The organism is Paenibacillus sp. N119s (genome assembly GCF_059447605.1).
In genome coordinates this window covers 1-21,939 of the sequence record NZ_JCAJRU010000061.1, presented here as the reverse complement: position 1 = coordinate 21,939, position 21,939 = coordinate 1, and the positions used below count along the sequence as shown (strand labels likewise).

Here is a 21,939-nt window from a genome sequence, read left to right as displayed (position 1 = left end):
TATTGTTTGATTAAAACACAAATGACCCGTAAGTGGGTCACTTTTTTCAAAGTGTCCATCTTACGGGTCACAGTTCAAGGTGTGGTGAGGGACATCTTTTATTTTTGTGATTTGGTAACAGGGCTGTTTTCGCATATAATGGAGAGTAACGAATTTACGTATAGGGGTTGGACCTTTTCATGACATTGAATTTTGAAGCGCTCGGTGTTGAACAAGATCTGCTGGACAAACTGACCGAGCATGAAATTACACAGCCTTCGCCAGTTCAGGCAGAGGCAATACCAGAAATAATGAAGGGAAAGCATGTATTAGCGCGCTCACAAACCGGCACAGGCAAAACGCTGGCTTATTTGCTACCCCTACTGCAAGCGATTGACCCACAGAAAAAGGCCACGCAAAAGCTGATACTGGCTCCAAGCCAGGAGTTGGCCATGCAAATTGTACGTGAGGGTCAGCGCTACGGAGAGCATCGTGGAATCCGTGTATTGGGTCTGATCGGTGGGGCGGCCATCAAACGGCAAATTGAAAAGCTAAAGGATCATCCGCAGCTTGTGGTGGGCACACCAGGACGTGTACGGGAACTCATCGCTTCGAAAAAGCTGAAGATGCACAATATTACAACGATTGTCATCGATGAGGTGGATCAGATGTTCCAGCTCGGCGGAGCAGGCGATGTGACCAACATACTGGGCTCCGCCCAGCGTGATCGTCAATTGGTTTTCCTGTCCGCAACGCTGAACGATGAAATCCAAGCGCTGGCAAAGCGGGAGATGCCTGATTACGTAGAAATTGGGATTGATCCTGACCAGAAGACGGCCAGTGGATTGGAACACTACTACTTTGTATCCGAAGAACGGGATAAGGTGGATATGCTGCGCCGTTTGGTACGTCATTTTAATCCGAGAAAAGCGCTGGTATTTGTGAATACGACCAATGCCATCGGAGAGATTGAAGCCAAGCTCAAGCATATGGGTCTAACTACGGCATCCTTGTACGGAGATGCGGATAAAGTCACGCGCAGCAACGTGTTGGCCCGATTCCGCGAGGACAAGCTCAAAGTGCTGGTCGCTTCCGATGTGGCAGCCCGTGGTCTGGATATTGAAGGACTTGAAATGGTCATTCATTTTGACCCGGCTACGGATAGTCAAGCCTATGTTCACCGCGCAGGGCGGACAGGGCGTATGGGGCGCAAAGGATTAGTGGTGTCGGTGGTGACCGACCGCGAAACATTCATCATGCGTAAGTTTTCTCGTGAACTGGGGATTGACATTGCAGAGCGTGCGCTTTATGGAGGTCGAGTTGTGGTGCCGCGTCCGGCGGATGCCAAGCGCGCCCCTGTAAGGCCATCTGAAAGCAGATCCATGTCCGATGGAGCATTGACGGAAAAACGCAAAACACCTGTTCGGAATGATAGCGGCCGTCCAGGCAGGAATTCTGTGAACGGTTCAGCTCCAGGCAAGAGCAAAGGAGCAGCTTTATCCAAGGCAGGAAAGGCACAGCGTGAGCGTGATCGCAAAAACAAGGGTGCGCCAAGATGGCTGAAGGAAAAAGGATCAAAACCGAACAATTAAGGGAGAAGAGGGGGAGCCATGGAACAACAGCCTGTGTTGCAAATTAACGGACTGACCGGCGGATACAGCGCCAAGCGTCCGGTGCTGCATCAGATTTCGCTTGATGTGAAGCCGGGTGAAATGGTGGGACTGATCGGTCTGAACGGGGCCGGGAAAAGCACGACCATGAAGCATATTTTGGGTCTAATGACACCGCAGGCCGGAGAAATTCGCGTGCAGGGGCATAAGCAGGATGAGAATCCAGAGGCGTATCAGGGAGCTATTGCTTTTGTACCCGAAGCTCCAGAGCTGTATCCTGAAATGACAGTGATGGAGCATATGGAGTTTACGGCCAGAGCGTACGGGGTCAGCGAGGCAGATTTCCGCACGCGCAGTGATCAAATGCTGGACTTGTTCCGCATGCGGGATAAAAGTGGAAGTATGTCGATGCATCTCTCCAAAGGGATGCGCCAAAAAGTGATGATTATGTGCGCATTTTTAGCGGGACCGCCGCTGTATGTCATCGATGAGCCATTTTTGGGTTTGGACCCGCTCGGCATTCGTTCCTTGCTTGACTTTATGTTGGAGATGAAGCGTTCGGGCTCATCTATTTTGCTCAGTTCTCATATTTTGTCTACGATTGAAAATTATTGCGATCGCTTTATTGTGCTTCATCAGGGTGCCATCATCGCACAAGGTACGCTGGACGAAGTGACAGCACAAGCGGGTAAGCCGGGCATGCCGCTGGAAGATGCATTTTATGAGCTGGTACAAGGCAGGGAATGAGCATGGATTTGCAAAATTTGCATAAAGAAAGACGTGTAGCGTTCTGGGGACAGGTGCTGCCTTATCTGGGCTATGTCATTCAGAGCGGTCTGGCGGTGGTCTTCGGCTTTGCGCTGATTGCTTTTGCCGCATGGTACACGTCCTTACTGATGCATATTCCGCCGGATTTGCCCATCCGCTGGATTATGCTTATTGTAGCTATTCCAATTGCTCATGCGAGCTTTCGAACGTATTTGAATGCAGCCGATATTGTCTTTCTTCGTCCGCAGGAGCACGCGATGCACCAGTATTTTAAGGCCAGCCGGATTCGGGGCGTGGTGTATAAAATATTCGGTCTGCTGCTGCTGACGATTATCTTGTGGCCGCTGTATATCCGCAGTGATGCTACGCCTAAGCCGCTGCTACTGACCCTGCTGCTGTTCGTGCTGCTGAAGCTGCTATTCAGCTACGGTGGCTGGCAAGAGCTTCGCATGGTATCGGTTGGCGGCAGTGTAGGCTATCGTCTGCTGCGGTGGGTGCTGGCTGTGCTGATGGTAGCCGCTTGGCTATGGCAGCCTCCGCTACACAGCTTGCCATTTATCCTATTGGTCGGCGTGGTATATGTGCTTGTGCTGCGTTTGCCGGTCAAACTGCTAGTGGCTTGGGAAAAACTGATCCGCACAGAGGGGATGCAGGCTGCTCGCGTGATGCGTACGTTGGGCTGGTTTGTCGATGTACCTGCCCTTACGCAGAGAGTGACGCCGCGCCACTGGCTGTCCTGGCTGGGGGGGAACATACCTTGGAACAGAAGGGGAGCGTATCGTTACCTGCTGTTTAAGACATTCCTCCGTACAGAGCCAGCAGGTATTGTCATTCGGTTAGGTATTCTGGGGCTGTTAATTATATACATCACCCATGCTAGCTGGATTGGTATTGCCGTTTATTTATTTTTTATATTCCTCATAGGTGTTCAGATTACTTCATTAAGACAGTACCACAAGGATTCGTTGTGGCTTCAGTTATATCCGATTCCTGCGCATAGTCGCCGTGCGTCTTTTCTTGACTTTGTTGTTCGGTTGACGCTGCCGGCTGCTGTAGTGCTATGGCTTCCTTTTCTAGCCAAAGGAACGGAAGATCTGCTGACTACATTGCTCACATTGGTGGGGGGAGTTCTGGTTGTGTTCCTGATTCGAGGTGCTCAAGCCAAAAAATGGCGTTTGGACGGACAAGATGAGGAAGAAGTGTGATCCAGATCTGGGTGAATAAAGAAAAGGCTAATTCGCAAAGCAGCAAAAGCTGAGCTGTCTGCGAATTAGCCTTTTTTTGTGCATTTGCTGCTATGGTAGTCGTGGGTGCAGATATCGTTTGCTTAGATGAAGATTGTTTTGCTGATGATAACTAGCAAAATGAACAGTACCAAAATGGTTCCTGTGCTTGTGAATGCGCCGTAACCACCATAACCGCCTCTTGTTTCTTCTGCTCCCATGCTCATTCTCCTCTCGGTCATTGTGATAAAGGATACATCGTATCTTATGAAGTGGGTTTTTGGATTGCGTGGGCCAATGCTCAGGTGTGTTGCCGAATCGCCCTATATTTTTCATCAGATTCAGGAGATGAGAGAGGAAAAGGTACGTATTACCGAGAATAGAAGAAGTATGTAATCATTATCACTTGGAAAGTGGGAAGGACGAGATGCTGGTAGATAAGCTGCTCGTAAACATATTTCTTGTGTTTGTACCGTTACTCGTATACAGTGCTTTGTCGGATCATCGGCATAAGAAGCATACCCCGTTGCTTATGGGAGGGGTGCTGGGTGTTTCTTCAGTGCTTTGCCTTATATTTTCGTACATTTGGTACGGACTATATTGGGATCTTCGGTATGTTCCTTTGATTCTTTCAGTTTTATATTTTGGACCTACGGCAGGGCTAATGAATGTGACACTAATGGTAATGGCTCGTATGTATGTAGGCCCTGAGTCTATGGTGGTGGGGCTTCCGAGCATGATGTTGTGTTATTTGGGGCCTCTCTTGGTAAGAAAAAAATTTATGCAGCTCAAAAGCATGTTGCTTCGAGTGGGCATGAATATGGTAATGAGTATCTGGATCACTGGGGTCATGCTGATTTTTCTTTTAATACATTCTTGGATCAATGGCAGACTGGATGAGGATGAGATTGAGCTGGTTCGCTCAATACTCTGGTTCGGTGTGATTCAATTCTTAAGTATTGGAGCCTCTTCTTTCTGGATGGAATTTAGTTTGGAGCGGGAAGAAATGAGAAGAAAAATTAAATATGCCGAGCATCTGAATACGTTGGGTGAACTGGCAGCCTCTATGGCTCATGAAGTACGGAATCCTTTAACGGTGGTAAAAGGTTTTCTGCAAATGGTTCAGTCCGGATTGGAAGGGAAAAATCGCAGATATGTTGCTTTGGCACTGGCAGAGGTGGATCGGGCTGAAAGAATTATTAGCGATTATTTGAATTTGTCCAGACCGCAGATTGGGAACACAGAGCGGATGGACCTTTCGGGCATGATTGAACAGATCGTGTTGCTTTTGAAGCCAATGGCGACCAAGCAAGGCGTAAGGCTGTATACAGAGCTAAGGAATGAAATTTATATACATACAGATCGTAACCAACTGTTACAGGCGTTAATACATGTGACAAAAAATGCGATTGAAGCTGCGGAAGATGGAGGCAGGGTATACATAAAGCTGGCGATTCAGGAAGAGCAGGCATGTTTGAGTATCAGGGATACTGGAAAAGGCATGAGCCAGGAGCATCTCGAACGAGTAGGGACTTTGTTTTTTTCGACCAAAGAGGTAGGGACAGGACTGGGGACCGTCGTTTCCTTTCGAATCATTGAAGCTATGAACGGGAGCATACGCTATGAAAGTGAGCCTGGAGTCGGAACGAAGGTCGTCATTCTGCTGCCACTGGCAGAGGAATCTCTGCTCGCCGCGGAAGGATAAACTGTCTGGATGTATGGTGACTATGGTTCAAGCCGATCAAAAAGCGGTATGCCCTAGTATCCGGCATACCGCTAATTATGCTATATATTTAACCTGATACAGCTTAGGCGTTCAACAAATCTTGTGCGCCACGATACACAATGTCGTACAGGTCTTCCAGATACTCTTCTTCGATACAGGAGAACGCGACACGGAGATCGTATTCACCCAGTGCAATTGTCCCTACTCCATATTGCTCCAGCAAATGTGTGCGCAGTCGTTCAGCGGATAAGCCGTTTAGCTTGAGACACATAAAATAACCTGAATTAAAAGGATAGTAGCTCCATACATCCCCGTATTTTCCGCTATCAAGCAACGCTTTGACTTTATTAGCCCGCCCCTTCATAATTTGGAACTTTTCATTTTTCTGTTGTTCAAAATCGGGTGATTTAAGAGCATCCAGTACAAAGGTTTGAGACGGGTGAGGGCCACTCGAAATCGTTGCCCGGATAATCCCTAGTGTTTTTTGTTCCAGTGCGCTCAGTACATCCTGATGCTCCGAAGCAAAGGTAATAAATCCGACACGGAAGCCCCAAACGAATTCTTCTTTAGTAGCTCCGTCAATTTTGACTGGTAAAATTCTCGGGTGAAGTCCGGCTAGCTGACCGAATAGTGATTCATGCAGGGAGTCCTCAAAGAAGAGGCCAAAATAAGCGTCATCTGTGACAACTACGACATTGATGCCTGCTTCCGCCGCTTCCTGAATGGCAGCAACAATTTCTTTACCCTCTTCAATGCCCGGTGTGTAGCCTGTCGGGTTGTTCGGGAAGTTCAGTACAACGATCGCTTTGCCGTATTCTTTCTGCGCCAATAGCGCATCGCGTAATCCGTCACTATTAAAACGGTGATCCTCTGTGAATAACGGGAAATTCACCAAGCGTCCATGACGGCGAATACCGAAAGTCAGTTCATAGTTCTCCCAGTTTTTATCCGGATAAATGACAGCATCTCCTTCATCCGTAAACAGGTCGGCAACGATGCTCAAACCGTGGGTCAGCGCGTTCGTAACTACAGGGAGGCCGTAGCCTTTTCCAGCCAGCGAAGGATTTTCCTTTAGCATTTTTTCACGCCATACGCTACGAAGTTCAGGCTTGCCCGCAGGAGGAGCGTAAGGATATAAATCCTTGGGGCTATAAGCGGACAGCTTTTCCTGAATAACCTCCAAATGCATAGGGCCATTGCCTTCAGTAGCAATCCCGATCGTAGCATTATATTTTTTGGCAAGTTTCCCTGCTTCGGCTGATTGACTCAAAATCCCTTCCTTTGGAAAGTAAATCTCTTTACCTAAAAGAGAAAGCATTTGATATACATGCTCGTTGCCTGTCTGAATGTTTTGATTTAACTGCGCTGCCAGTGGATTCATTCCCGTTTCATCCTTCCAAGTCATTTTGATTACATATTATAGCATTACACACGGTAAGCGTCACGCACAAGCATCAGGGGCCGGAAAAGCAGATTTTTTGCTTAATCGTGGCGCTGCGCTTATATTATAAAATAACGGGATAACAGGACAACCAGAGATGAACAAAAGGAGGTGCAGATTTTGCTCGATACATCTGCGTCATCGTTTATCCTGCTGCCGGCCTTTGCCAAAATCGTGTGCGAGCCGGGCTGGAAATGGCAGGTACGCGAGAAGCCGATGCCAAACTATGATTTATTTTATGTATGGAGCGGAGAAGGAACGGTTGTATTAAATGGGGAAGCCTATCCAGTGAGCAAGGGCAGCTGCTTTCTGTTCAAGCCAGGAGACGATACCCGTGCCACACATAATCCGCAAAAGCCGCTCATACTTACTTATATTCATTTTGAGCTCACCGAGCAACCCAAGCAAATTCCAGCCAGCTACCGTATGCTGGAGGAAACGTTCGAGGTGGAGCACATGCTTGCCAGATATGTCCGTCTACGTCTGGAACGTGCCTATGGAGCTGACGAGGAAGGCAGGTTGATCCTGAAGCAACTGATGATTCATCTGCTGCGTGCAGACCGTAAGGAACCGCAGGAGCAACAGGCTAGTAACCAGCTGACCGAAGTCATTCGGGAAACGGCCAACTACGTGCGCCAGCATCCGGGACTTCCTCATCGAGTCGAGGATTTGGCAGCACGTGCAGGGCTGTCACCGCGTTATTTTTCGATAAAATTCAAGGAGCTGCTGGGTGTTTCCGTGCAATCTCATATTATCAGCATGCGGATTGAGCGCGCGCAGCATCTATTGCTGCATGCCGGAATGAATGTAACCGAGGTGGCAGAGGCTCTGGGGTACCGTGACATCTTTTTCTTCAGCCGCCAATTCAAGCAGTATACAGGAAAAAGTCCGTCTGAAATTCGATAAGGCTATTAACGCATGACGAATACAAAAGATAATGAAAAAGGACCCGAGCAGTTACGCTGGGTCCTTTTTCATTCTTTTGTTACAATCTGTCATTTAGGCTTTGGAATCGTGCCGAAAGCTGCCAAGACGTTGTCCCATTTTCACCACATCCCCCAGCTTCAATGCGGGGTCGGGCTCAAACGTGCCGTTTTCAGTTAGCAAAACGACGGTTGAGCCAAATTCGAAATAGGCGAGATCGTCGCCTTTTGTCCATGAGATCGCTTTTTCATCTGTATATTTGATGCTGCTCACATTCATTGCGCCAACCTTGACGACCGCGACTTCACCATATTCGTGGGCAATGTACGTAATCTGTCGTTCATTGCGGCTAAGAACTCCCCTCATATGCTGCAAGCCGAAGTCATTCACTGGATATACTTTGCCGCGCAGATGCTCCTTCTCAACCAGTGTACCGGATACCGGTGCATGAATGCGATGGTAATCTGTCGGGCTCAGATACAGTACAAAAGCATAGCCGTGTGTGTATTTCTCAAGACGCGGAGAGCGGTTAAGAAGCTCTTCCAGCGTATAGTCTTGTCCCTTGACATTCAAAAGAGTGCCGGACGTAATTGGGCCGGTAAAAGTAATCCGTGCATCCACCGGACTGGTCATCACCTCGGCGTTCGTATCAATCGGGCGCATGCCCGCTTTTAATTTGCGTGTAAAATAGGCGTTCAGGGAGCGATATTCTTTCCAATCCTGTTCCGCCTCATGCGTCTGGATCTGGTACGTACGTATAAAGGTGGGGATAAAAAGTCGGCTTGCACCGCTTTGCGCGAAGGAGCCCACAATCCGGCACACCCACTTGCGCGATGATAGCTCCGTCATAAGCCGCAGCCACTGTTTTGCCATTACAGATCCCCCTTGTTCATATCCGAGCCGTCTTGGCCGGAACCTGTCCGGCCGCTCTGAACTATATTGACACAGAATGTGACGTAAATCAATACAGGGGACGGCCTGGTGAACGTTCGGTGCCTGACGAAGATAGTCGTTCGAGAAGCCAGCGAGCGTAAGCCATCGGCTGTGCGTACGTTTCTTTCCAGACATTAATCATCCCTGCCTGGCTGAAGCCATAGCGCTGATCACGACCATTGCATTCGATAAAAACAATCTTGCCTTCATGCGTAATGCCCAGATCCAGTCCGACATCGGCGAGATGGGGCAGGTGTTGTGCCAATCGATGGACGATTTGCAAGGAGAGTCTTTCTAGCTCATTCATGAGCCGGGCTATGTTCGAGTTTTGAACTGTCTCTGTTCGTGATAACACCTCGGGTAGGGAACGTGCCGTACCGCCCTGGGCTACATTGGAGACAAAAGTGTGGGATGGTGCAATTTTGGCAAACATGCCTGTCACTCCCCAAATTCCGCCATATCCGCGCTGAACCGTCACACGGATATCGAATGGACGATTGTCGCACAGAGCAAGCGGAATGGTTTGTTGTACGATATGAGGCACATGCATCAGTCGCTTATGCAGAAATAAAGGGAGTTCTCCGACTTTTAACCGCAGGGTGGACCAACGTTCAGGTATCGTTGGATGAGCGCATTGCAATGTCCAGCTTCCGCTGGAATGATTCAGCCGCATAATTCCTCTACCCACGCTGCCGCTGCTAGGTTTAATTACAACATCCCCCGTCTGCCCCATCAAGGTACGGATGGAGGACAGGTTGCCCTGTAATGTTTTGGGGAGGTGGGGGTGCAGCAGGGGGTCTTCCTGTAGAATTGCATGTATATGGTCTTTGCGAAAACGATTTTGTTCATTAAAAATGTAAAATCCCTTGTGTACCAGCTTGTTGATGTCGCGGGCATTTTCATTTTGCCGATAGAGAGTCCGATTGTGGATGACTGGCGGCAACGGAAGAGTCATCTGCCGATACTCGTTGCCGTTTTTAACAAAAGCCCGGCATGTTCCGGTCGATATATGAATATCTTCCAGACGAAGAAAGCAGGGGATTAACTCGTGACTTAATCCGGCCTCTTCGTAATTGGCGATGGATTCATATCGCGTCTTCATGACGGGAATGCCCCGATAAGTTGCCGGGTTGAGCATGACGCCGACATGCAACATGAGTATGTCCGCCCTCCTTATCGTCATTCCAACTGACCATACTATGGTTCTAGTCCATCATATGTATCAAAGGTCGGCCAGGCATGGACGCTAGCCTTGCGATATGCCCAAAGTAGTAAGTCAAGCACCTTTCAAAGCAGGAAACGATATGATACAAGATGGGTGTTGAAGGGTGAAGGAATAAGGTGAGGAAAGTAGGTGAGGTGATGCAGAGACTGAAGGTAGCAGTCATTACACCGGGCTCTTTTGTTATACCTTCGCCCCGCAGCAGTTCAGTGGAGCGGGTAATTGCTCACATGGTACCGCTAGCTAGCCATAAGCTTCAGGCGCAGATCTATGGCATAAAAGGGGCAGAAACACCGGATCACGGCGATGTTGACGGAATTCCTTGTATGCGCTATACGCGGGGAGCGGGTTATATTCGCGAGGTAATTGCTGATTTGAAGAGATGGTTACCTGCGGTAATCGATGTACACAACCGCCCCGCATTTGCGTATGCCATTCGCGAGGCATTGCCCGATCACAAAGTTGTGCTGACTTTGCATTCCACCACGTTCATCCGGGAGCCTCACCTCAAACGAAAGGACATGGGTAGGATACTGCTCCCGATGAATCGCATTATTGTGAACAGTGCGTATTTGGGGGCAACCGTGGCCGCTGACAGTCCCGATACGGTCAGGGAACGCATCGTCATCAACAAGCTGGGGATTCATCCCGGCGATTTCCTGCCACGGTGGACCCCTGCAGCAGAAGCGCTCAGGTCGGCGCGATTGGACGATTTCGGCTGGTCAGGCCGTCGAATCGTGTTATATACAGGCCGATTGGTGCCAGGGAAGGGAGTTCATCGGCTGCTGAAGGCCCTGCGGCGTGTCGTCCATACCTGTCCGGACGTGTTGCTGCTCATAGCCGGTAGTGCCTATTACAGTCACGACCGTCTCACGTCGTACACGGCGGCATTGCATCGGCAGATACGTAAACTAAGGCTGGAGAGGCATGTGCGCTTTCTAGGCTATGTGCCGCATCCAGCATTGGCCTCGTTATATCAGTTAGCCGATGTGACGGCTGTTCCTTCAATTGAAGCTGAAGCCTTCGGGCTGGTCAATCTCGAAGCCATGGCAGCAGGAGTGCCTGTGGTAGCATCACGAATCGGTGGTATTCCGGAGGTTATACAGCACGGCAAGACAGGCTGGCTTGTTTATCCGTCACGCGGTGAGCAAGAAATGGCTGACGCTATCATCAGGTTGCTCCAACAGCCCGGGCTACGGCAACAGATGGGAGAAGCCGGGCTGGACGAGGTGCGGAGACAATTTTTATGGCAGCACTCTGCACAACGCTGGGCTCAAATCATAACAGACTGCGCAACTGAGTGACATGGTCGTGGTTACGTGCATAGGCTACCTCATAGGCATTAGGCCATGATTCCCACCTGGGTGAATGAAGCGGAGCGCCCGCTGTTCACTCTTGTGTCAAAGGAGCGGTCATCATGAACCATCGCACGAATCCTAGCCCTAAGGATAAAAAAATAGCACGGCGTAACCTTTCCAATACAGTTCCCTCTCCCCGTGTAAACAAGGAGAAGGCGACATCGCCTGCTGGCAGTCACAGACCCACTCAGCGTGGAACGACAATTACAGCTGTCCCTGTAGAGAAGGATCCACCGATTCAAGCTATAGAGGAAGCAGCATGGAGAAAGCATAAGCTTCCCAAAACGCTGGAGGAAGCGATGCAGATGAATCGAGCCTCTGTGCTGCTGTTGTCTGTGCCTGAGTCAGATACCGAATACGGAACGGATAACGACATGACGTCTATGAAGGCGGAAGATCAGAACGAGCAAGATTCATTACTGGATTGTTCCATAACCAGTATTCATATCGCGGAAGGAAGACAGCGTCCAAAGCAGCGAATGCAATTGCCTGGGCCAGATATAGCTTTTCACAAAGCGACTTCACCCCAATGTGGCAGCATTTCTTTTTATCTGCCTGCACAGGCGGTTACAGGTGAAGTAAACGTTGAATTTGAGAAGCCCTTTATAGACACACAATATGCCATCACCGCTAATGCGAGTGTACCGGGTATGACGGTGTCTGTTACACATCGCCAGAGGAATTCGGCAGTGCTCACAGTGGAGCGCAGACAATCGGGTCAGATATGTGAAGGATGGATTCTCTGGATCGCGATGGGGACATCATAGATAATAAATATACACAGCTTTTATTTATGGTAATGATGTTAGAATACCTCAGACCCTGAAGCAGGGATGAAAAAACGTTGTTCTTTCCTATAACTATAAGGAAAGAACAGCGTTTTTTTACTTATGTCTAATCGGCAGAGCATAATAGCCAAAGGTTAAATCGAGCGGAAGTAAAGGATCAATCTTCTAATGCATGACAAAAAAAAGAGCTTAGTACGGCTTGTTTTTATAGTCATGACCTACAAATATGACACTTTGACACTACCGTATGTGACAGATAACAAGTTAGATTCGAAGGGCAATTCATAACGTGTTAGCAAATAAAATAAAGAGTAGGAGAGAATCACATGACGAAAGAATCAGCTCGCAAAAGGTTGCAAGATTTCTACTTTTTGTTGTTTACCTTCGGATCGGGACTGTTTTATTTTTGCTTCTATTTGGTCAGCATTACATTTGCGTTGGGGATGACGGTTATCTTCGTGGGCATTCCCTTGTTGGCGTGTGTGTTGCGAACAACTCACACGTTTGTCCAATATGAACGCATTCAGACGAAGGTTTATACGGATATATCGATAGAGCCAATCCTGACCAGGACAAACAGTGGAAGGGATAAATGGATGAAAGCGAGAGAAGCCATTCTTAATAGTAGCAATTGGAGGGCCGTTTTTTGGCTTATGCAGAAATTTTTTATTGGGGTGATCAGCCTTATATGTGCCGTTATATTGTACATAGCCCCGCTCGTAATTATCGTTACACCGATACTTTTTCAACATCTTGATATATACTTATGGGGATTCGCTGTAGATTCATGGGAAAAGGCTATATGTGTCATGCTCGCTGGGTGTATTCTCGTCTGGATCAATACTCGCATTGGAAACAGCTTAGTTCAAATAGTCGGAATGTACACGCATTCCATGTTTAAAGCTATTAAGAGGTGATAATTTGTTTACAACCTGGAAACAATGGCTCTGGTATGACTGGTTATTGCTTTGTATACGTTTTGTCATCTGGTTTTCATTGATGCTAACTACTATCCAACACCAAGACCATTTAACGGTGCCCCTTTGGATCATCATTCTTTGGGAAATTGCCGCATTTTCAATACCTTGGATTTGTTTAATGTTCAGTTATCGCTACTATCTGCTTACTGAGATGGTTTTGTTTGGCGGAGTGTGCTTCTACTTAACCTTATTATTTCCGGCGGCATATCTTGCATTTTTAATGCCAACTTTCATGATCGCGGCAAATAGTGCTCATAAATCATTCCGTTGGTCGGGTTCTATCACAGTTGTTTTGTTTCCATTGCTCGTTGCAATATTTTCCCCAGGAACAGATCTATGGGCGATTATCCCACAAATCGGTCTGGCTTTTGCGATAGGATTTTCCTTCCACTTACTCGTTTCTAATTACCGCCAAAATGAAATTATACGCAATCAGAAGCTTGTGCTGGAACAGTACCTATCTCAGATTGAGCAGATTACTTTGTTAGAGGAGCGCGACAGACTTTCCAAAGATTTGCATGATACGATGGGGCATTCCTATACCTCGATCATTATGGGGTTGGAAATATTGCGTACGGAATTAGCAACAAAAGATGGAGAGCAGAAAATTGACTCATTATTGCAATTAGCCCGTAACAGTATGGAGGAAGTGAGAGCCTATTTGCATCAAATAGATTCACCACAAGAATCGCTTCCCTTGACTGTTACTTTGCAACAATTAGCAGAAGAGTTCCAGAAACATGCAAAAGTAAATGTACGCACTCGAGTAATAGGGGAAGAGTACATAGTCTCCAAACAAGCGAAAATGACGCTTTATCGGTGCTTGCAGGAATCGCTGACTAATGCTGTGCGCCACGGACAATCCACCGAAATCATTGTGTCACTGCATTTTGAGCCACAACAAACAAGATTGGATGTACAGGATAATGGTCGCGGAGTGGACGAGTGGAAGGATGGCTTCGGATTAACTGCAATGAAAGAACGTGCGACACAGTTACAAGGGAGAGTCACTGTATACTCCGAAAAGGGCGAAGGGACGTTCATCTCATGTGTGTTACCTAGACTTGTACAATTGTCCGATGAAAGAATCCGCTTGTGTATCGTCGATGATCATTCGTTTATCCGGGATAGTCTCCATACCATCTTGGACGGACAAGAGGACTTGCAGGTAGTGGGGGTGGCTGAAGATGGGGAACAAGCTGTAGAATTGTGCAGAAGCCTAAATCCAGATTTGATATTAATGGATTTGGAGATGCCCAATCAGGATGGGATTCGTGCGACCCAAATAATCAAGGAAACATGGCCTGACATTCGCGTCCTCATCCTGTCAACGTTTCAGGATACAGAGAGGGCGAAGGAAATCATGCGAAGCGGCGCTGACGGCTATTTGCTGAAATCCATAGAATCGCGTGAACTGGCTGAAACGATTCGCCTCGTCTATCGGGGAGGCACGGTAATAAACCAAGATTTGTTCCATAAAATGTGGGACGGAAATGATGAAGAAGAGTCAGTCGGACCGGGGTCAGATGGAGAAGAGTATGGCTTAACGAAACGCGAACTAGAGGTTTTGAATCTTTTATCTCAAGGAAACCGTTATAAAACAATTTCTGAGAAACTTTACCTATCCAACGGCACCGTAAGAAATTACGCTTCCACTCTCTATGACAAGCTGGGAGTCAATAATCGAGAAGAAGCCGTGCAAAAAGCAAGAGATGCCGGATTATTTTTGTAAGAACTGCTTTAAGTCCATAGTATGTTTAAATGTACAATTTTCTTTTATTGAGAGATAAAAGAACAAGAAAAGGGCGCCCCTTTGAGGGGCGCCATACATAAGGGGGGAAGGGGTGCAGACTTGTACACTGCACCCCTATTTTCGTCCATCGTATGGGCAGGGCCAAGTAACAGTTGCACAACGGCAAAGGTTCAATGGACGAGAATCGTGAAGAGGAAAGTGTATATGATTTAGTTTACGCCTACAGCGTCAAAAGATTTGGCAGCTGCAGTTGCTTCTGCTGAGTTTGCCCCGTACAGATCTTTTGCAGCCTGGATCACAGCAGCACGTGCGTTGGAGAAGTCAGAGGAAGAAGTCAGGTAGTTCGTAAAGGCACTGTAGTAAATTTGCACCGCTGCATCGCGGCCAATTCCATTTACAGTTACGCCATGGAAATTACCGCCTTGTGCTAACAAGTAGTAAGCTTTATTGATAATACCGCTGTTTGTATGAACACCGCCGTTATCGGAGCTGCCTTTGTACAGGTTTGAATAGTGATCTGGTTGATCGTACAGGGTAGGATCGGACATGGAACGAAGGGCATCGCCTGCAATGTTTGGCGTATAAATATCATCGCCTACAAGCCAGTTTTTGCGCTGAATGTCATTGCCGATAACGTCCGAGAAAGCTTCATTCAGTGCCCCAGACTCTCCGTAATATTCCAAATTGGAAGTATACTCTGTAACACCATGTGTAAGTTCATGGCCTACTACATCAGGATCCCCACTGAAGGCGATAAATGTGCTACCGTCTCCGTCTCCATATGTCATTTGTTCGCCGTTCCAGAAGGCGTTGTTGTAGCGGCTGCCGTAATGGACTGTCGAACGGAGCTGCAGACCACGTCCGTCAATGCTGTTGCGTCCGAATTTGGATTTATAGTAATCATAGGTTTTGGCAGCATACGCATGGGCATCTACACCAGCTGGATCATTCCATACATTATCAGCATCTGTCAAAAGGGTACCTGGGATGTTTTGACGGTTGGAGGCCGTGTAGGTCACGATACCGTTACCGCGTGTTGTATCTTTTAACTGATAGCTACTGCCGGAAGCAGTAGTAGTGAATGACTTGGTATCACCAAGCACACCTTTACCTGTGCCTGTCGCTTCTTTAATGATGTCATACTGGAATACGATGCTGCCGTCGTTGGCATCGATAATGTAGCGGGTACGCAGTGGGGCAGGTTCTAAAACATTGACTTCAGTTACATAAACGAGCTGCAGGTCATCCCCCTTAGGGTAGTAGTAGAGTTCTGCTTTAGGATCTACTTCAGGCTGCAGATTAGCGATTTTGGCAATGGAACTTTTTTCTGCCTCCACCGCTTCAATTTTGCTATCTTTCAGGGCAGATGCCTTATCAAGACTCTGCTCGTCCTTATCAATGGATATCTTATTTACGTTGTTAGGTGCCTCGGAGTAAGTGTCTTTGCTTACATTGGTTTGCTCCTCAGCGTTTTTAGAGAGGGTATCGTCGGAGGTAGGGAGGGCTTCAATTCGTGCAGCTGCTTCTTTATATGCGGTGTAAACCGCTTCAGAAGCGCTGATTTTTGGAGTTGCACCTTGTGTAGCTTCAGCCTGCTGATCCTCAGTCACCACGGCTCCTAAGTAAGAGGTGACCTCGCCAGATTTGCCTACATGAATAGTCTGTTCAGCTCCATATACGGGAATCCCGTTTACATACTGCTTCAGCCGATAATGGCTCACACCGGACTTGTCGCTTGTGCGATCAACAATTCGGAATTGTTCGCGTACACTGGATTTGTCCTCACCTAGCAACGTTTTCTTTTGCCGATTCAAATAGCTCCATACAATGTCGTCCCCTGATACTGAGGAAGGGGCTTTCCATTGCTCGGCATGAAAGGTTGGTGTAAGTTGAGCTGGCCCCGAAACGGAACTCTCCGCTGATGCACCAGACGCTACAGACCCCAACAACATAGCTCCTCCAAGAAGCGAAACCCATACTTTTTTCATTAAAATTCACTCTCCCCGATTAATGTCAGGATGAATCATCCTGTTTTGAATAAGGCATTGCGCCATTTATGTAGGTCGTGTTGTCGTCTGGAATAGAAGAATGGAACATGAAGAGAATACCGAAGTGTTTTCATGAAGCGTGCGTGAAAAGAGGGTACCGCATGTGAAGCATGTAGCCTAAAAAAGGTAACAAACTCCTCCCTTCCTGTCGTATGCAAAGATAGTGGAATCATAGCCGATAATGGAAAAAAGTTGCCTTATGCAAAAAAAACAAAAGTTGGTTTTTCGAACTCCCATCATCTGGCTCTGATATTATCACAGAGAATGACGGACGAGAAGATCCATGTAACATATTTATCCAAAATGATTCTTTAGACCTTTTAAATCTCATTTATTTAATAGGAATAACAATTTTTGTAAAATAAAGTCGAAAATTGCTGTGTCGAAAAGTCTCCACGCTTGCCGTTACACACGGCTTTTGGACCGCATAGGTTATGTTGAACTGTCCTAATCATGCTGTTCATCTATACAGCAGCAAGGGAGGTGAGACGGGAACATGAGGAAGCGTGGAAGAGCTGGATTCAAGATCAATCGGAGGCGGCATTCTAGGGCTTATTATCACTCTAAGATGTGGCTACCGTACCGAATGCCGAACATGGATAAGAAGCTGATAGCCCCCGACAAGAGCGATGGACCCGAAACGGAGAAAGGGGCGCAAAGCGGCGTAGCGCGGCCATCTGAACCATCATCAGCGGGAAAGATTCTCGTATCTGTCATTATTCCGGCCATGAATGAGCAAAAGACCATCGGAGCTGTGATTCGCGAAGCACGCCACGTCCATCCACATACAGAGGTTATCGTCGTTGAGAACGGATCACACGATAGAACGGCGAAGGTGGCAGCGGCGGCGGGAGCTCGTGTATTTTCCTTCCCAGAACCGCTTGGACATGATGTGGGTCGTCGTATTGGAGCGGAGGCGGCATCCGGACAGATCCTGCTTTTTCTGGATGGTGATATCGTCATTCCCTGTGCCAGACTTCAGCCATTTATACAGGCCGTATGTGCAGGAGCGGATGTGGTGCTGAATGATTACCATGGACCTGTGAACCGCACGCCTATACATCCTGTAGTTGAGGCAAAGCATGTATTGAATATCTTGTCGAATCGTGCTGATTTAGGGGGAGCATCGATGACGGGGATTCCACATGCCATAAGTCAAAAGGCTTTAAAAAAGATAGGTCTAAAGTCCTTGGAAAAACCTCCGCTATTTCAGGTGATGTCCATCGTTTCTGGGTTACGAGTGGTGACTGTATATGGAATAGCTGTCGGTAGAATGAACGCGCCACGTAAAAAACAGAACGGCAAGGACCCGCTGGCAAGTATAATTGTCCAGGATCACCTGGATGCCATTGCCTGGCTTACATCACGTCTGGGAGCACGTGCGGGATACACGGATTTGGAACGCAAACGGATCAGAGACGAGGTGAAAACGTGACTAGAGCACATCGTAGAAGAAAACATGAAGATCCTGGCTGGGGGCTAAGACGTGTACAGCGAAAACGAGAATCGACGGCTTCGATGCATAGCCGCAGGGTGAGAAAGCCCACGCCTCGGGCGAAAGGAATGCCCGAAATCAATTCGCCGGAGGAACGTGAAGCCCCGAGCCCGAGCGATATTGTATTGCAAGGGACAGCAGCAGCCGTGGTCAGCGTCTGTAATGAAGAGGCTACGATTGATCGGGTACTGAGCGAGCTGGAGAAACTTCCGCTTGCGGATATTATTGTCGTATTAAACGGCTGTACGGATGGTACGCGCTCTGCCGTAGCCAAACGCCATCCCGGGGTGACTCTCGTCAACGTACCGGATCGCCTGGGGCATGATGTTGGCCGTGCAATAGGCGCACGTCTGACGCAGGCTGATATCGTGCTATTCGTGGACGGAGATTTGCCGATCCCGGCGTCCGATTTGCTGCCTTTTCTTCAAGCGGTGGATCAGGGAACAGATGTAGCGCTTAATGATCTGGGTAGACATTTGCCGCCTTATACCCAGCAGGACAGCGTAACACGGTGCAAAGGGTTTCTGAATCGCGTACTGCGCAGGTCGGATCTTGGAGCAAGCTCATTGACCGCTGTACCCCATGCATTATCCCGGCGTGTGCTGGATCAACTGGGGCCGGCCGTGCTTGCGGTACCGCCAAAGGCCCATGCGATGGCGATTCTGCATGGTATGATCGTGGCAGCAGTACATGCTGTCGATGTGATTAAAACCAATCGCAAGCGGACCTTCAATGTTGGGAAAGGGAACGCTATGGAACAGTTAATCATCGGCGATCATGCAGAGGCGCTGGCGGCAGTGTTTCAGGTAGCCGGGGATTCCCCGTTCGGGCCTGTACCAACACGGGTAGACGTTGCCAAAGGGAGGAATGCACGATGAGTCTGACGAGCATCATTATTCCGACTTATAATGGCCTGGCTTTATTAAAGACGTGTATCGAGGCGATTCGAGCACATACAACAGATGCACCGTATGAAATTATTGTTGTGGACAACGCTTCGAATGACGGAACGGATGATTTTTGTTCATCCGAGCGGCTAATCAGCATACGTCTTCCTGAAAACAGGGGCTTTCCAGCAGCTTGTAATAAGGGAATCCGGCTGGCTTCGGGTGATCAATTGGTCATTTTAAACAATGATGTGACGGTTACACGTGGGTGGCTATCGAATATGTTGGCTGCTTTGCACAGTGAGAGCTCCGTGGGATTGGTGGGACCAGTGACGAATTACGTCAGCGGTATTCAGCAGATTCAAGGAATAGAAGGAGATATGGCCAGCTGTCTCAGATATGCGGAGCAGAATAATGCGAGTAATCCCTCCAGATGGCAAGAGGTCAAACGGTTGGTCGGATTTTGCCTGTTATTTCGTCGTGAGTTGATGGAACGGATTGGATTGCTGGATGAACGGTTCAGCCCCGGACATTATGAGGATGACGACTATTGTCTGCGTGCACGCGTGCATGGCTACAAGCTGCTCATGTGCAATGACTGTTTTGTCTATCATCAGGGAAATGCGAGTTTCTCGCGCTCGGAAACTTCCTGGCTCGAAGAGCTGATCGAGCGAAATTATCGATTGTTTATAGAAAAATGGAGCATCGATCCCAGAGTGTTTATCGAAACGGGAAACGCTGCGATTCCATGCACTGAATATGCTGTCGAAGGAGGAAGGAAGATATGAAAGGGGTTATTCTCGCAGGAGGAACCGGATCGCGCCTTCATCCGTTGACTACGTTACTCAACAAGCATCTGCTTCCGGTCGGCAAGTACCCTATGATCGTATACGGTATCGAAAGGTTGCGGCAAGCGGGGATTACAGATTTACTCATTATTATTGGTAAACAATCGGCTGGACTGTACACTGATTTTTTAGGCAGCGGCAGTAATTATGGTATCCAATTGACCTATCGGATCCAAGAAAAAGCAGGCGGCATCGCCGAAGCACTCGAATTGGCAAGAAGCTATATGCAGACAGAAGAGAAGTTCACTGTTTTGCTGGGTGATAATTTGTTCAAGGAAGATTTGGGACCTGTCATCGAACGCTTCAAACAACAGCCACCAGGGAGCGCCAGAGTCTTACTGAAAAAGGTGGCAGATGCCCGTCGTTACGGGGTACCCGTGTTTGACCCCGAGCGCCCGGAGAGCATTATGCGAATTGAAGAAAAGCCGCAGCATCCCCAGTCCAAATATTGCGTTACGGGGATCTATATGTATGATACTGCCGTATTCGATAAGATTCGTGAAATAACACCTTCAGCACGTGGTGAACTTGAAATCACCGATGTTAACAACTGTTATGCTGCTGAAGGCAAGCTGGAATATGATATTTTACGGCGCTACTGGAGCGATGCAGGAACTTTCGATTCCCTTCAGGAAGCTGGAGTGAAAATGAAGGGACTTCTACCTTAATTTCAATGAAACACCATTCAGCCGGGCCAGGCATATAGTATAGGCATAATGCCACCCGGAGGAGTGAACGGCATGAAACGCCTGAGTATACAAAGGAAACACAGCAAACGGCCCGGAAAGAAGGGCTATTGGTCAGGTTATAACAGGGGCCAGGAGCAAGGCAGGAAGTTGGGGCAAGCTTCGTTCGGCAAGGTATTTGAAGGCGTCAGTATTATCATTCCGTCCTGCAATCAGCTTCAACAACTCCGTGCTTGCATTCACCATCTTGAGGAGAATACGACCCATCCTCACGAAATTATTGTGGTGGACTGCGGCTCGACAGATGGGACACCCACTTATTTGCTCCGTAAAAGCATAGCTGTGCGCTATGCGCTGTTAACAAAGGATGTTCAGAGGATCGGCAGTCTGAATCAGGGATTGATGATGGCAAAAGGTACAACTATTGTCGTACTGGATCCACATTCCATCGTGACTTCTGGCTGGTTGGATCGGTTGATGAGCTGTCTAAACAGCGATCCGAATATTGGAGTTGTCGGACCTGTAACGAATGGTCCCTTCGGAGAACAGCAAGTTGAGGTTCCTGATATGAACGGACATGAAGTAAATCCATTTGCTATGGCCAATGATACCCCCAACCCGGAAGCATGGCGGGAGACTAAAAACCTGGCCGCATTTTGTCTGCTACTGCGTAGAGAAACTTTGGTAAAGACGGGGTACTGGGACGAAGGCTGCCACAGTAGTGAGGAAGCCCATGCAGATTGGCTGCTGCGTGTACGCTTATTGGGAATACGTATGGCAATTGCCAGAGATGCTTTTATCCATTTTGCAGAAAGTGATCGGGATACGGTTGATGGGTTTCCTCAAACGACTGAAAGAAGCGGTTCAGTGGAGGAAAGAAGCCGGAACCGATCCTTTTTTGTACAAAAATGGGGGAACGCTGAGAAGCTGTTCTACGACCCGCAATCCGAAACAGCAGACTCGGACGTCCAGGGGTTATCAAGTAAGGAAGCACACTTATCAGCAGCAAGCTTTTATCCCGTCGGAGCGCTTGTTCAGGGACCATCCGGTGCAGTATTTCGGATCGAGCCGGGAAGTAGGCGGCGGCTGCATGGCGCCAGTGATGCGGAAGGTGAGCACGTGCGTCCCGTTAGAGTGTCTCAGCTTGATTTGTTGGCGCTGCCCTTGATAGGGGAGCTGAACGCGACCGTCTCCGGTAGCACTGACGTACCCACTGTAGCTGTAACGCCCGAGGAACCCTTGCTTGTCCTGGCGGCTCCGGAGCTGGGGA

19 protein-coding genes are annotated in these 21,939 nt (G+C 48.2%); 14 read left to right on the top strand and 5 right to left on the bottom strand.

The genetic code is table 11. The features are described from left to right. The first annotated feature begins 179 nt into the window (after window positions 1-179). The 3 genes from AC5V8P_RS09740 to AC5V8P_RS09730 are packed head-to-tail and all read left to right on the top strand — an operon-like array spanning window position 180 to window position 3,562. A complete protein-coding gene (locus AC5V8P_RS09740) occupies window positions 180-1,571 on the top strand; it encodes a DEAD/DEAH box helicase (protein WP_064797389.1) in 1,392 nt (463 codons plus the stop codon). Between the two features lie 18 nt (window positions 1,572-1,589). Beyond that, on the top strand, window positions 1,590-2,336 hold the full coding sequence (locus AC5V8P_RS09735; protein ID WP_013372855.1) for an ABC transporter ATP-binding protein: 747 nt from the start codon (window positions 1,590-1,592) through the stop codon (window positions 2,334-2,336). A 2-nt stretch (window positions 2,337-2,338) separates the two neighbouring features. After that, window positions 2,339-3,562, top strand: a complete 1,224-nt coding sequence (locus tag AC5V8P_RS09730) for an ABC transporter permease (RefSeq protein ID WP_064797390.1) — start codon at window positions 2,339-2,341, stop codon at window positions 3,560-3,562. Window positions 3,563-3,684: 122 nt separating this feature from the next. Here the strand turns inward: AC5V8P_RS09730 and AC5V8P_RS09725 are convergent, their stop codons facing one another. Further along, the gene (locus AC5V8P_RS09725; protein ID WP_023990126.1) at window positions 3,685-3,801 is read right to left on the bottom strand and encodes a hypothetical protein; all 117 of its coding nucleotides are present in this window, start codon (window positions 3,799-3,801) and stop codon (window positions 3,685-3,687) included. A 206-nt stretch (window positions 3,802-4,007) separates the two neighbouring features. On the opposite strand from AC5V8P_RS09725, the gene AC5V8P_RS09720 reads away from it, so the two are divergent. After that, complete coding sequence (locus tag AC5V8P_RS09720; RefSeq protein ID WP_064797391.1) at window positions 4,008-5,285, top strand: sensor histidine kinase; 1,278 nt, start codon at window positions 4,008-4,010, stop codon at window positions 5,283-5,285. A gap of 103 nt (window positions 5,286-5,388) precedes the next feature. Here AC5V8P_RS09720 and AC5V8P_RS09715 read toward each other — a convergent pair whose 3' ends face one another. Continuing rightward, window positions 5,389-6,687: an aminotransferase class I/II-fold pyridoxal phosphate-dependent enzyme gene (locus AC5V8P_RS09715; protein ID WP_063209461.1), complete on the bottom strand. Its 1,299-nt coding sequence runs from the start codon at window positions 6,685-6,687 to the stop codon at window positions 5,389-5,391. Between the two features lie 180 nt (window positions 6,688-6,867). On the opposite strand from AC5V8P_RS09715, the gene AC5V8P_RS09710 reads away from it, so the two are divergent. Further along, window positions 6,868-7,653, top strand: a complete 786-nt coding sequence (locus AC5V8P_RS09710) for a helix-turn-helix domain-containing protein (protein WP_064797392.1) — start codon at window positions 6,868-6,870, stop codon at window positions 7,651-7,653. Between the two features lie 93 nt (window positions 7,654-7,746). On the opposite strand, the gene asd is transcribed toward AC5V8P_RS09710, so the two are convergent. Both asd and AC5V8P_RS09700 read right to left on the bottom strand, forming a co-directional pair. Then, a complete protein-coding gene (asd, locus tag AC5V8P_RS09705; RefSeq protein ID WP_063209459.1) occupies window positions 7,747-8,544 on the bottom strand; it encodes an archaetidylserine decarboxylase in 798 nt (265 codons plus the stop codon). Between the two features lie 88 nt (window positions 8,545-8,632). Beyond that, on the bottom strand, window positions 8,633-9,760 hold the full coding sequence (locus AC5V8P_RS09700; RefSeq protein ID WP_064797393.1) for a YheC/YheD family endospore coat-associated protein: 1,128 nt from the start codon (window positions 9,758-9,760) through the stop codon (window positions 8,633-8,635). A 206-nt stretch (window positions 9,761-9,966) separates the two neighbouring features. Between AC5V8P_RS09700 and AC5V8P_RS09695 the strand changes: the two genes are divergently transcribed. The 4 genes from AC5V8P_RS09695 (at window position 9,967) to AC5V8P_RS09680 (ending at window position 14,684) form a co-directional block, all read left to right on the top strand. Then, window positions 9,967-11,130, top strand: coding sequence for a glycosyltransferase family 4 protein (locus AC5V8P_RS09695; protein WP_064797394.1), 1,164 nt, complete (start codon window positions 9,967-9,969; stop codon window positions 11,128-11,130). A 113-nt stretch (window positions 11,131-11,243) separates the two neighbouring features. Beyond that, window positions 11,244-11,951, top strand: coding sequence for a WIAG-tail domain (locus AC5V8P_RS09690; protein ID WP_064797395.1), 708 nt, complete (start codon window positions 11,244-11,246; stop codon window positions 11,949-11,951). A gap of 347 nt (window positions 11,952-12,298) precedes the next feature. Continuing rightward, the gene (locus AC5V8P_RS09685; protein WP_064797396.1) at window positions 12,299-12,889 is read left to right on the top strand and encodes a sensor domain-containing protein; all 591 of its coding nucleotides are present in this window, start codon (window positions 12,299-12,301) and stop codon (window positions 12,887-12,889) included. 4 nt (window positions 12,890-12,893) lie between these two features. Continuing rightward, window positions 12,894-14,684: a helix-turn-helix transcriptional regulator gene (locus AC5V8P_RS09680; protein ID WP_064797397.1), complete on the top strand. Its 1,791-nt coding sequence runs from the start codon at window positions 12,894-12,896 to the stop codon at window positions 14,682-14,684. Window positions 14,685-14,914: 230 nt separating this feature from the next. Here AC5V8P_RS09680 and AC5V8P_RS09675 read toward each other — a convergent pair whose 3' ends face one another. Then, window positions 14,915-16,693, bottom strand: a complete 1,779-nt coding sequence (locus tag AC5V8P_RS09675) for a M4 family metallopeptidase (protein ID WP_063209446.1) — start codon at window positions 16,691-16,693, stop codon at window positions 14,915-14,917. 556 nt (window positions 16,694-17,249) lie between these two features. Between AC5V8P_RS09675 and AC5V8P_RS09670 the strand changes: the two genes are divergently transcribed. The 5 genes from AC5V8P_RS09670 to AC5V8P_RS09650 form a co-directional block, all read left to right on the top strand. After that, a complete protein-coding gene (locus tag AC5V8P_RS09670) occupies window positions 17,250-18,188 on the top strand; it encodes a glycosyltransferase family 2 protein (protein WP_064797398.1) in 939 nt (312 codons plus the stop codon). Next, window positions 18,185-19,126, top strand: a complete 942-nt coding sequence (locus tag AC5V8P_RS09665; RefSeq protein WP_064797399.1) for a glycosyltransferase family 2 protein — start codon at window positions 18,185-18,187, stop codon at window positions 19,124-19,126. Before AC5V8P_RS09670 ends, AC5V8P_RS09665 begins: the two co-directional genes overlap by 4 nt. Further along, a complete protein-coding gene (locus AC5V8P_RS09660) occupies window positions 19,123-19,923 on the top strand; it encodes a glycosyltransferase family 2 protein (protein WP_063209440.1) in 801 nt (266 codons plus the stop codon). Before AC5V8P_RS09665 ends, AC5V8P_RS09660 begins: the two co-directional genes overlap by 4 nt. Beyond that, a complete protein-coding gene (locus AC5V8P_RS09655; RefSeq protein WP_064797400.1) occupies window positions 19,920-20,651 on the top strand; it encodes a sugar phosphate nucleotidyltransferase in 732 nt (243 codons plus the stop codon). The genes AC5V8P_RS09660 and AC5V8P_RS09655 overlap by 4 nt, the downstream gene beginning before the upstream one ends. 72 nt (window positions 20,652-20,723) lie before the next feature. After that, on the top strand, window positions 20,724-21,939 hold a 1,216-nt coding region (locus tag AC5V8P_RS09650; RefSeq protein WP_495473614.1), incomplete at its 3' end, for a glycosyltransferase family 2 protein.